This window comes from Nonlabens agnitus, assembly GCF_002994045.1.
In the GTDB taxonomy this organism is placed as follows: Bacteria; Bacteroidota; Bacteroidia; order Flavobacteriales; family Flavobacteriaceae; genus Nonlabens; species Nonlabens agnitus.
Genome location: NZ_MQUC01000003.1, coordinates 213,370 through 224,737, shown reverse-complemented (window position 1 = coordinate 224,737; position 11,368 = coordinate 213,370). Strand labels below are relative to the sequence as shown.

Genomic DNA, 11,368 nt, shown 5'->3' with positions numbered 1-11,368 from the left:
ACTATGCTGGTTCGTACCAAAAGTTTTCTAATTCTTATCCTTGTCAACCTCGGCTGGACCATTAGTTATAGTCAAACCTATGCTCGCAACGGCATGGTGGTTTCTGACAACCGCATAGCTAGCGAGATAGGTGTTGACATAATGAAAAAAGGTGGTAATGCTATTGACGCCAGCGTAGCGACCGCCTTTGCTCTGGCCGTAACGCATCCAGCGGCAGGGAACTTAGGTGGTGGTGGTTTTTTAGTGTATCGTCCTAATACTGGTGAAGCCACCACAATTGACTTTAGAGAAAAGGCACCTCTAGCAGCACATCCTAAAATGTTTTTGGATAAAAACGATTCATTGATTGTAGGCAGCAATCACAACAGCGCACTGGCCATAGGCGTACCAGGCACCGTTGCAGGATTGTATCTCGCACACCAAAAATATGGAAAGCTGCCATGGAACGAATTGGTTGAACCATCCATTGAAGTAGCTAGGAATGGATTCCCATTAACCTGGGCGCTTTATAACGAGGCGAACTATTTGAGAAATTCGACTAGCGCTCCTTCCTTTTTAAAGAAATACGTTTTGGATGACGATGGACATGCGCTGGAATTTGGCGATGTATGGAAACAACCCGAGCTGGCTCAAACCTTACAGATCATCGCAGATCAAGGACACGATGGTTTTTATAGAGGTCAAATCGCCCAGCAGATTGAAAATTTCATGAAGGAATCTGGTGGTATCATAACTAAAAAAGATCTAGAGAAATATCAGGCCATAGAGCGTGAACCTATTGTTTCTACTTTTGATGAATTTACCATTTACAGCATGCCACCACCTAGTTCTGGTGGTGTTACCATGGCTGCCATGCTCAACATTATGGAACTGGCAAATAAGGAGAGCATACCGTTCAACAGTACCGCTTATGTCCATTTAATGATCGAGTCCATGCGACGAGGCTTTGCAGATCGCGCCGAATTCCTTGGTGATCCAGACTTCAATCCAGACTTGCCGTTAGATCGCTTGATATCCAAAGAACACGCTAGAAAAAGATTTGAAAACATCAATATGGAGAAGGCGTCCATGAGTGAACCTCAAACATTTGGTCACCCCTATGATGGTGACAACACCACGCATTTCTCTGTAATTGATAAAGATGGAAATGCGGTAAGCGTTACCTATACTTTGGAACAATCCTATGGATCTGGATTAGGTTCTAGTAAACTTGGATTTATTTTCAACAATGAGATGGGTGACTTCAATCCAGTACCAGGAGAGACCAAAACCAATGGCCAGATAGGAACCGATCCCAATCTTATCGAGCCGGAAAAACGCATGTTGTCATCCATGAATCCTACTATCGTGGTAAAGGACGACAAGCCTTTTTTAATCATGGGAAGTCCAGGCGGGCGCACCATTATTAATACCGTATTTCAAGCCGTACTCAACGCTATGTTATATGATATGGACGTGAAACAATCCATTGAGTCCATGAAAATCCATCACCAGTGGTTACCAGATGTCACCTATTACGAGCAGGGCAAGCTGTCACCAGACACAGTAAACAATTTGAAAGAAATGGGACATCAAATGGTTCCCGTGGATCAATTGGGTCGCCTCATGGGCATACAGTTCAACCCGTCTGAAAACATTATTATTGGAGCTTCAGACAGCTCCAGTCCAGATGGTGCCGCCATTGGTTATTGAAGACTTTTCTATGCAACAAAAATATTTATGGAGTTCGCTTTCGCGAAAGCGTCACTACCCACAATTCCGTATTCAAACTACTGTCCTTTTTCTTATTTGTTTGCTCATTGCACAATTGGCAATTGCACAGATCGAAACAGTTGCCAATGATAAAGGCAAAAGAATTGGCTTGAATTTAGGGTATTCACAGCAGGATCGACCTCCCTTCAATGATGAGGATTATGCACATATTACTAGGTCCATAAAAATTCAATTAGCGCAGAAAGTCTGGAAAAAAGACCGACAAGCCCTAGAAATTTTGATCGAGCCATCAGTGTATTATGTGAACCACCAGCTTCTCAATCTGTTTTTTATAAAGCCAGACAAACCCAATTTTGAAGCACAACGCGCTCTTTTTACACAAAACCGATCTTATGAGGAGTATGCGCTCAATCTAGGATTATCCTACAGTTATAATTTGACATACGATTTACTAGCCTACGGGTTGGTCAGCATAGGCCCGATGACCGCAACCGCTGATACGGAACGACAGAAAAAAGGGTTTTCATTTTCTGATGTTTTAGGCGCTGGAATGCGCTACAGAATTGAAAATCTATCGTTTGACCTAAGATTTAGTTTGAGGCATGTGAGTAATGCCAACCTGCGATCACCCAACAACGGTCACAACAGCGCTGGAGTCGAATTGGGTTTTTCTTATCATTTGTGATATTTTTTGAATATGGATCGAAATTTGTAAAGTAGATTTCCATATTGCTACTAAATTGATATGAAAGAAACTGCCCTTATCACTGGTGCTAGCAGCGGCATCGGTAAAGAAATGTGTATCCTACACGCCCAAGCTGGAAAAGATTTGGTCATCATTGCTAGAAATGAAAAGGACCTCAACGGATTAAAAGCCCAATTAGAATCCCAATATGATATTCAGGTTCATGTGATCTCAAAAGATCTCACTGACGCTACTGCCGTCGATGAAATTATCAAGGATCTTGAGCAACATAGTATACAAGTGGAATACCTCATCAATAATGCAGGATTTGGAAAGGTAGGAATGTTTGCCGATAGTGATTGGGAAACTAGCTTGAGCATGATACAACTTAATGTAATTGCATTAAGTCACCTGTGCCGTAGAATATTACCTCAAATGCTAGAACGGAACAGTGGTAGAATCCTAAATGTCTCTTCAACGGCCAGTCTCATGCCAGGTCCTTTACAAGCTGTATATTTTGCTTCTAAAGCCTTTGTTAGATCTTTTAGCAATGCATTGTCAGAAGAGCTTAAAGAGTCCAATATCACCGTAACCAACCTAATGCCTGGAGCAACCGAAACAAATTTTGCCAAAACCGCTGGATTACAAGACACAGCATTATTTGACGATACCGCCAGCGCACATTCTGTAGCATCCACTGGTTATAAAGCGATGATGGAAGGCAAAATGGATGTCACTGCCGGTATCACTTTAGGTCAAAGCCTTATGCTCAAAGCAATCCCATTTACTCCTAAGAAATTAGTACTCAATCAAGTTCGAAAAATGCAAGAAGATAATTCGTAGCTCGTTGGCTTGTAATCATATTGACTTCATACCAATTTGGCTTTGAGTTAGATTTCATTTTATCCCATTAAAAAAAGCGTTGCCCTTGGCAACGCTTTTCTTTAAGGTATAAACTAAGCTTTTATTAAGCAGCGTTTTCTTCTTTGATCAAGTTCAAGGCACTTCCCTTGCGATACCACTTAATCTGGGCATCGTTATAGGTATGATTTACCTTAAATGTATCCTTAGAACCATCCTTGTGAACCAATTCTACCGTTAATGGTGTATCTGGTGCAAAGTTTTCTAGGTCTATGAAGTTGAAGGTATCATCTTCCTGGATCAGATCATAGTCAGACTCATTAGCAAAGGTAACACCTAACATTCCTTGTTTCTTAAGGTTGGTCTCGTGTATACGTGCAAACGATTTAACGATGACTACATAAACACCTAGGTGTCTAGGCTCCATCGCAGCGTGTTCTCTTGAAGAACCTTCACCATAGTTATGGTCTCCAACTACAACAGTTGGGATACCAGCTGCCTTGTATGCGCGCTGTGTCTTAGGAACAGCATCATACTCTCCATCAATCTGGCTCTTAACTAGATTGGTTTGTTTGTTAAATGCGTTTACTGCACCTATCAAACAGTTGTTGGAGATGTTGTCCAAGTGGCCACGATACTTCAACCACGGACCTGCCATTGAGATATGGTCTGTCGTACATTTTCCAAAAGCTTTGATCAATAGTTTTGCTCCCATGAGGTTCTTTCCATCCCAAGGTTCAAAAGGAGTCAATAACTGCAGTCGATCGCTATCTTCTGCTACACTTACTTTTACATTGCTTCCATCTTCTACAGGTGCTTCATAACCAGCATCCTCTACTTCAAAACCTTTAGGTGGTAGTTCAATTCCTGATGGCTCTTCCAACATCACCTCATCACCGTCTTCATTGATCAGCTTATCTGTCATTGGGTTAAAATCCAATCTACCTGAAATCGCAATCGCGGCAACCATTTCTGGTGAACCAACAAAGGCGTGTGTATTAGGGTTACCGTCTGCTCGTTTAGAGAAGTTACGGTTGAAGGAGTGAACGATCGTGTTTTTCTCATCGCCTTTCATATCACTACGATCCCATTGACCTATACAAGGTCCACAGGCGTTAGTAAATATGGTAGCATCCAAATCTTCAAAAATCTTAAGGATACCATCGCGCTCTGCGGTGAAACGTATTTGCTCAGATCCAGGGTTGATCCCAAAATCTGATTTAGGTTTTATTTTTTTCTTGACAGCCTGCTCTGCAATAGATGCAGCTCTAGTCAAATCTTCATAAGAAGAGTTGGTACATGATCCTATCAATCCCCAATCTACCTTAAGTGGCCAACCGTTCTTTTCTGCTTTTTCACCTAGTTGACCTACTGGTGTAGCAAGGTCTGGTGTGAATGGTCCATTTAAGTGCGGTACCAATTCGTCAAGATTGATCTCGATAACTTGGTCAAAATATTGCTCTGGATTTGCATAGACCTCATCATCTGCCGTTAGGTACTCTGCTACTTTGTCTGCAGCATCTGCAACATCTGAACGATCTGTAGCACGTAAATAACGAGACATGGACTCATCATACCCAAAGGTTGATGTCGTCGCTCCTATTTCAGCACCCATGTTACAAATGGTTCCTTTACCCGTACAGGATAGATTTTTTGCACCTTCACCAAAGTATTCTACAATGGCTCCAGTTCCACCTTTTACGGTTAGGATACCAGCCACTTTAAGGATAACATCCTTGGCGCTGGTCCATCCATTAATTTTACCGGTTAGTTTTACTCCTATCAGTTTTGGGAATTTCAATTCCCATGGCATTCCTGCCATTACATCAACGGCATCTGCACCACCAACTCCTACAGCGACCATTCCCAATCCACCAGCGTTAACCGTGTGGGAATCTGTACCTATCATCATACCACCTGGAAATGCATAGTTCTCAAGAACTACCTGGTGAATAATACCAGCACCTGGCTTCCAGAATCCAATTCCATACTTATTGGAAACAGATCCCAAAAAGTCAAAAACCTCACTACTTACATCATTTGCACGAGCAAGATCTTTTGCTGCACCTTGTTTTGCCTGGATCAAGTGATCACAGTGCACTGTAGTAGGTACGGCAACTTTGTCCTTACCAGCTTGCATGAACTGCAATAGCGCCATCTGGGCCGTTGCATCTTGACAAGCGATACGGTCTGGAGCAAAATCAACATAATCCTTACCTCTTGTAAAAGGCTTATCTGTGGTTTCATCCCACAAGTGTGAGTAAAGGATTTTTTCTGAAAGTGTCAATGGTTTACCTACCAGTTCACGAGCTTTATCCACTCGTCCAGGCATGGTCTCATACACTTTTTTGATCATGTCAATATCAAAGGCCATATATATGTTTATTTGTTAAAATCTTAATGTAGCGAATTTACGAAAACCTAGGGCTTTTTTAAAATAAAGCGCTTAACAAAGAGGTGTTCTTTAAAAGCACAGAATTCATTCCTAAAGACCGTAAATATTCCGATAATGGCAGCGAAATGATGTTGTAATTACCAGATTCACATTCTTGTTGTGAGGATGGATATGTATTCGCTTTCGCGAAAGCGAACTATCTACCAATCCACTGATTATCGACGGCTTTTTAACCACGTTTTTACGGCAAGCACAATCGCAACCGCATCGATAAGATAACCTAAATAAAAGAGGACTGTAGATAATACCGTGTTAACTTCTCGCAAGGGCGCACTTATTGCGACTAGTAGGCCGCCTAGAAATAATAAAAAGAGTGGCAAGGAGTAAGCGGCCATGTTTACAGAATCTGAGAAATCAGACTGTCCTCGGTATGACCTTCTGCCTCGGCTTTGTAATTTTTGATGATGCGATGCCTGAGGATTCCAGTTGCCACGGCCTTTACATCTTCAATATCTGGACTGTATTTTCCATGAATTGCTGCATGCGTTTTTGCGGCAAGAATCAAGTTTTGGGAAGCTCGTGGTCCAGCGCCCCAATCTAGGTATTGTTTGATGACCTCTGGCGCGGTATCTGATTTGGGCCTGGTTTTCCCTACCAACTTTACGGCATATTCAATCACATTATCTGCCACTGGAATGCGACGTACCAAATGCTGGATGTCTACTATTTCTTGAGCGTTGAATAATGGATTAATCACAGGCTTGTGGTTTGAAGTGGTTGATTTTACAACCATGACTTCTTCCTCATAAGTTGGGTATTCCAAATTGATGGCAAACATAAAACGGTCCAGCTGTGCTTCTGGCAACGGATAAGTTCCTTCCTGCTCGATAGGATTTTGAGTGGCTAGTACAAAGTATGGATTAGCCAGATCATAACCATGACCTGCAACGGTAACAGATCGTTCTTGCATTGCTTCCAGCAATGCGGCCTGTGTTTTAGGTGGTGTGCGGTTGATCTCATCTGCCAGGACGATGTTTGAAAAAACGGGTCCTTTGATAAACTTGAAATTGCGACTCTCGTCCAGGATCTCACTACCCAAAATATCTGAAGGCATCAAGTCTGGTGTGAATTGAATACGCTTGAATTCTAATCCCAAAGCATTAGAAATGGTGTTAACCATTAAAGTTTTGGCAAGTCCAGGAACACCTATCAATAGCGCATGACCACCAGAAAAAATACTGATCAATATCTGATCTACCACATGATCTTGACCTATAATGATCTTAGAAATTTCTTTCTTTAATTCTTTGTGTCTTATTACAAGTTGATCAATAGCGGCAACGTCTGACATAATCTATAGTGGGTATTTTCTATTTATTCCATTCTTGAAGCAACTCACAATCATCAAAGTCATCACCTATCTTGATGTAGGTATCCTTGATTTTTTCCTCGCGCCATTTTTCAATCTTGCGCACTTGCTTATCTCTAAGAGCAAGATCCTTGATCTTACCATAATCTGAGGAATAATCTGCCTCGTGGTCTTTTACTTTTCTAATCAGGTTCACGATAGTAAAAGAAGTAGATCCTGTACCTCTTGGATCCTTTTCTTCAATAATCCCACTAACATCACCTTCCTGTAAAAACTGTACGGAAGAAACGATACTGGACGATATGTATCTAGGAGCAATTTTTGCCAGGTCCAGCAAATTTTCACCAGTAATAGGATTCACAAACTGACCTCCTTTTTCTGCAGTTTCCTTTTCATCGCTTATGGCTCTTGCAGCATCTGCAAAAGTGGTGTCACCTTGAACGATCTTATCACGCATGGCATCAAGCTTAGCGCGAGCTTTAGACTCTTGCGCTCGACTAATGTATGGATACAAGAGAATGTGTCGCACGTCTCTTACTTGACCGCGTATTTTTTCTACGTACAAAATGTGCCACCCGAAGGACGTTTCAAACGGCTCGCTGATCTCACCTTCTTCCAAGGAAAATGCCGCTTCCTTAAACTCCTTTGCGTATGGGTCTGAACGTCGCATGGACAGTACGCCACCTTGACGCTCTGTACCTATATCCTCAGAATACAAGGTTGCTTTGGCGGCAAAATTGGCACCATTATTCAATACATCGTCTCTATACTGATTGAGCTTATCGATGGTTTCTTGAATAGCTTCTTCGCTAGGTTTTGAATTCACAACGATACGTGCAATCTCCACTTCTGAATTGATGAAGGGCCTTTTATCTTCTGGGATGGAATAGAAGAACTGACGCACCTCTTCTGGAGTGATTTGTACATCTTCAGTAAGTCTTTCCTGCATACGGCTGGCGAGTAGTTCTTCTCTATTAAGCACATCCAACTCGTCTCGCAGTTGTTGGAAACTATCCTTTCTAAAGAATGCTGCCATTTCTTCATCGCTGGCTCCATTCATTTGACTACGTAAAAAATCTATACGATTGTCTGTGGCACTGGCAATCTCTCTGTCAGAAACCGTGATACTATCCTGTATGGCATGGTGAGCATAAAGCTTTTGTCCCATTAGGGACTGCATCACGTCACATTTTGTAATGTCAGAAGCTCCAGTGCTTCTTCGTGCTTCTTTCAATTGCTTGTCGATATCGCTATCCAGCAACACATAATCACCTATAACGCCAGATACTCCATCGATCTTACGACGTATTTTGGTAGGCTTGACGGTATCATTCAACGCAGCAAGCACTTCTTGCTTGATGGCTTCATCCTGTTGAACGTTAGATGTTGTAGATGTTTGTGCTGTTGCCGCTTTCGCGAAAGCGAACACTACCAAAACACTAACCCAGCTACGGATTGATTTTAAGTCTATTGCTTTGAATTGCATCATTTAATAAGTCCTTTTCTATTTTTTTAATATAAGCCAACTTGCGCTGGTTGCGTAAAATCTGTTTAATGGTTGGGTTCACGTAGGAAAGAGGAGCCTGCTCGCCACGTCGCAGGATATCTTTAATGTGCAGCAAATATACGCCAAGACTATCTTCCAGCTTCCAGGTGCGACCGGGAATTAGGTATTGGGCCTCGTTTGCCGCAGTGATAGGTGTCAAGCGTTCCAACAGAATGCTTTTCTTGATCCAGATGCTGTCATTGAAAGAATAATTACGGAATCCCAACGACATGTCTTCCAGTTCCTTCAGGTTTCTTGTGCTGCCACCTTGAAAGAGCTCGTTCACTTTCTCCAATTCTGAATAGGTCTGATCTACCAGTAGGTATCTAAATTTGACCAAATCCTCATTGAGTATGAACTCATCTCTATGCTGCTGGAAATAATCCTTAGTTTCAGAAGCGGGTACGGTGGTGTCAAGATTTTGCTTGATGAGTTCCTGTAGGTAGGCCTGAGTATAAAGCTCTGTTTTATAACGTGAGATAAGTAGATCCAGATCATCCTGCTTTTCCTCACTGATGTTTTGCAAGGCGTTCTTCATCAACATCTGGTCTGTGGTCCAGTCGTCAATGTATTTTTGAACGATCAATACAGAGTCATTAGGTGTATAATCTGCCGGTAGGATATTCTGAATTTCAGAACGCAACAGATAGGAATCACCTATTTGAGCAATAGCGTCCACTTCCTGTTCCTTTTCAAAATAGGAACATGAAATGATGGTAAGCGAAATGATTCCTACTATAAGTCTACGCACGCGTTTTCTCTTCTATTTCCTTTTTGACTTTTTTGAGCACCTTATCGTGGATCTTAATGTCGCGACCTTCTCTTAAAGATTTCATCCACTCGTTCTCCAATTGCTGTTGGTAATCGTTGATGACCGCGCCACGAGCTTCTTCAAAAGTCTTTGCGGTAGGTTCTAAAACTTCCTTGACGTTGACCACCTTGTAAAACCCACTATCTTCTTTATCATAAACTCTGGAAACGCCTTCTTTCACCTCAAAATTTTGGGGTAATCTAGAATAGCCTTCTTCTACCACACCGCTGGACACCATCACCTTTGTGTTTCCTTTTTCATTGATTTGCTCTTTGATTTGATCAAGAGCCGTTCCATTTTCCAACAATTGCTTCACCTTGACAGCGGCTTCTTCCGTTGTGTTTTGAGTGAGATCAATGTCTAGTCTACGTTTCCATTGGTACTTTTCCTTGTTCTTTTCATAATAGGCCTGTTGCCCTAGAGAATCTACTTTGGCAGCTTCCCAAATTTTCTTCTCCATCAATTCAAACAACAACAATCCTTCTTTGTATTCTCCATAGATGAATGCAAAATCTTCATTGTCTCTTTCCAGGTGGTCGTCATAATAATCAATAACTGATTGGTTGACGAAATCCTTAAAATACATCTTCAATTTTTCTTCAAGACTTCCAAACTTCCTGTAATCCTTGACCTGTTTCTCTTGAACAAACTGGTAAAAATCGTTTTGCGAATACTCTTTATCTTCAATCTCAAATAAGCTAGCCGACGCTCCAGTGCCTATTTCCATGTTCCAACTACCTTGCATGAGAGAATCTGTTACCGCAGGAAATCTTTTCTTATACGAATTGATCCTCGGTAGTTTGACGTCGTATTTTGCTAAAAGTTTATTGGTGAACGACTCAGTTATTTTTCTGGATCGTGCAGATTTTTTGATTTGGTCTCTCAAACCAGATTCAGCGTCTTCAAAAGATGGTACTGGGAATCTTTCCAATAACTTGATGATGTGCCAACCAAATCTTGTCTTCACCGGCTCAGAATAGCTTCCTATTTCGGTTAAGTCAAAGGCGGCTTGTTCAAATTCTGGAGCATTAAGTCCACCAGTTCCAAACCTGGGAAGCTTGCCGCCATTTCTAGCAGAATTGATATCCTCAGAAAACTCTGTCGCCATCGCACTGAAATCTCGTCCAGATTCCAATTGTGAATAAATCTCATCGATGCGCTGTTTTGCAGTTATTGTAGTATCCTGGCGTTTGTCATAGGTCATGATATGCGCCACGACCACATCATCTGGTGTAGCCCTTCTATCATTTACTTTTAGGATATGATATCCAAAATCGGTTCTAAAAATATCGGATACCTTGCCGGTCTCAGTCTCATAAGCCGCAGTTTCAAACTCAAAGACCATTTTAAAGGGTCCAAACCATCCCAACTCACCACTTTCCTTGGCACTAGGTCCTTCACTGTGATTTCTAGCCACGGTGGCAAAATCCTCACCATTTTCCACTCGATCTTTGAGCTCTTTGATCCTGTTGTAGGCTACGAGTGTATCTGCCGGTGCCGCACTGCGATCTACTTTGATCAAAATGTGGCTCGCATTGACCTCGCTATTCATGCGCTCATAGGCCTCTTCCACCAAAGCTTCAGTGACTTCGTTATCAGTCAGATATGATTCGGCGAGACCGTCGCGGTAGGATTGTAATTCTGTTTTGTAAGACTCGTTGTTTTGCAAACCCATTTCTTTGGCTTGCAACAGTTTAAGACGGTAATCTATGTACAGCTGTAGGTAATTGTTCAGGTCCTTTTGGGATTCATCTTGAACGATATCGAGGTTTTTAAGATAAACCCGCATAAACGTTCCAGCGTCATAATCGTTCCCATCAATGGTCAACAAGGTTTGATCCTTCAAATCCTGAGCAACACAAAAAACTGAAAAACAAACAGTTACTAAAAACAATAAATTCTTAAATCGATTCATGATCATGTTTTAACCAGAGCGTTCAAAAATAGGTAAATCACTCAGGTGAACAAAACGCAGGCGACACCAGCTT

At 41.8% G+C, this 11,368-nt stretch carries 8 protein-coding genes; 3 read left to right on the top strand and 5 right to left on the bottom strand.

Going from position 1 to position 11,368, the window contains the following annotated elements; all coding sequences use genetic code 11:
* Positions 1 to 3: 3 nt before the first annotated feature.
* The 3 genes from ggt to BST86_RS01190 are packed head-to-tail and all read left to right on the top strand — an operon-like array spanning position 4 to position 3,241.
* Complete coding sequence (ggt, locus tag BST86_RS01200; RefSeq protein WP_105981663.1) at positions 4 to 1,692, top strand: gamma-glutamyltransferase; 1,689 nt, start codon at positions 4 to 6, stop codon at positions 1,690 to 1,692.
* A complete protein-coding gene (locus tag BST86_RS01195) occupies positions 1,643 to 2,398 on the top strand; it encodes an acyloxyacyl hydrolase (protein ID WP_146126683.1) in 756 nt (251 codons plus the stop codon). The genes ggt and BST86_RS01195 overlap by 50 nt, the downstream gene beginning before the upstream one ends.
* A 60-nt stretch (positions 2,399 to 2,458) precedes the next feature.
* Entirely contained in the window at positions 2,459 to 3,241 is a 783-nt protein-coding gene (locus BST86_RS01190) for an SDR family NAD(P)-dependent oxidoreductase (RefSeq protein ID WP_105981661.1), read from the top strand.
* A gap of 124 nt (positions 3,242 to 3,365) precedes the next feature.
* Here BST86_RS01190 and BST86_RS01185 read toward each other — a convergent pair whose 3' ends face one another.
* The 5 genes from BST86_RS01185 to BST86_RS01165 form a co-directional block, all read right to left on the bottom strand.
* Positions 3,366 to 5,633, bottom strand: a complete 2,268-nt coding sequence (locus BST86_RS01185; protein WP_055412119.1) for an aconitate hydratase — start codon at positions 5,631 to 5,633, stop codon at positions 3,366 to 3,368.
* 418 nt (positions 5,634 to 6,051) lie between these two features.
* On the bottom strand, positions 6,052 to 7,005 hold the full coding sequence (locus BST86_RS01180) for an AAA family ATPase (RefSeq protein WP_105981660.1): 954 nt from the start codon (positions 7,003 to 7,005) through the stop codon (positions 6,052 to 6,054).
* Between the two features lie 19 nt (positions 7,006 to 7,024).
* Entirely contained in the window at positions 7,025 to 8,512 is a 1,488-nt protein-coding gene (locus BST86_RS01175) for a peptidylprolyl isomerase (protein WP_055412117.1), read from the bottom strand.
* On the bottom strand, positions 8,472 to 9,320 hold the full coding sequence (locus tag BST86_RS01170) for a hypothetical protein (RefSeq protein ID WP_242446429.1): 849 nt from the start codon (positions 9,318 to 9,320) through the stop codon (positions 8,472 to 8,474). The genes BST86_RS01175 and BST86_RS01170 overlap by 41 nt, the downstream gene beginning before the upstream one ends.
* Positions 9,313 to 11,295, bottom strand: coding sequence for a peptidylprolyl isomerase (locus BST86_RS01165; protein ID WP_105983909.1), 1,983 nt, complete (start codon positions 11,293 to 11,295; stop codon positions 9,313 to 9,315). Before BST86_RS01165 ends, BST86_RS01170 begins: the two co-directional genes overlap by 8 nt.
* Between the last annotated feature and the right edge of the window lie 73 nt (positions 11,296 to 11,368).

Coding starts and splice junctions, on each gene's coding strand:
- ggt (WP_105981663.1), top strand. CDS start 4: ATGCTGGTTCGTACCAAAAGTTTTCTAATTCTTATCCTTGTCAACCTC.
- BST86_RS01190 (WP_105981661.1), top strand. CDS start 2,459: ATGAAAGAAACTGCCCTTATCACTGGTGCTAGCAGCGGCATCGGTAAA.
- BST86_RS01185 (WP_055412119.1), bottom strand. CDS start 5,633: ATGGCCTTTGATATTGACATGATCAAAAAAGTGTATGAGACCATGCCT.
- BST86_RS01180 (WP_105981660.1), bottom strand. CDS start 7,005: ATGTCAGACGTTGCCGCTATTGATCAACTTGTAATAAGACACAAAGAA.
- BST86_RS01175 (WP_055412117.1), bottom strand. CDS start 8,512: ATGATGCAATTCAAAGCAATAGACTTAAAATCAATCCGTAGCTGGGTT.
- BST86_RS01165 (WP_105983909.1), bottom strand. CDS start 11,295: ATGAATCGATTTAAGAATTTATTGTTTTTAGTAACTGTTTGTTTTTCA.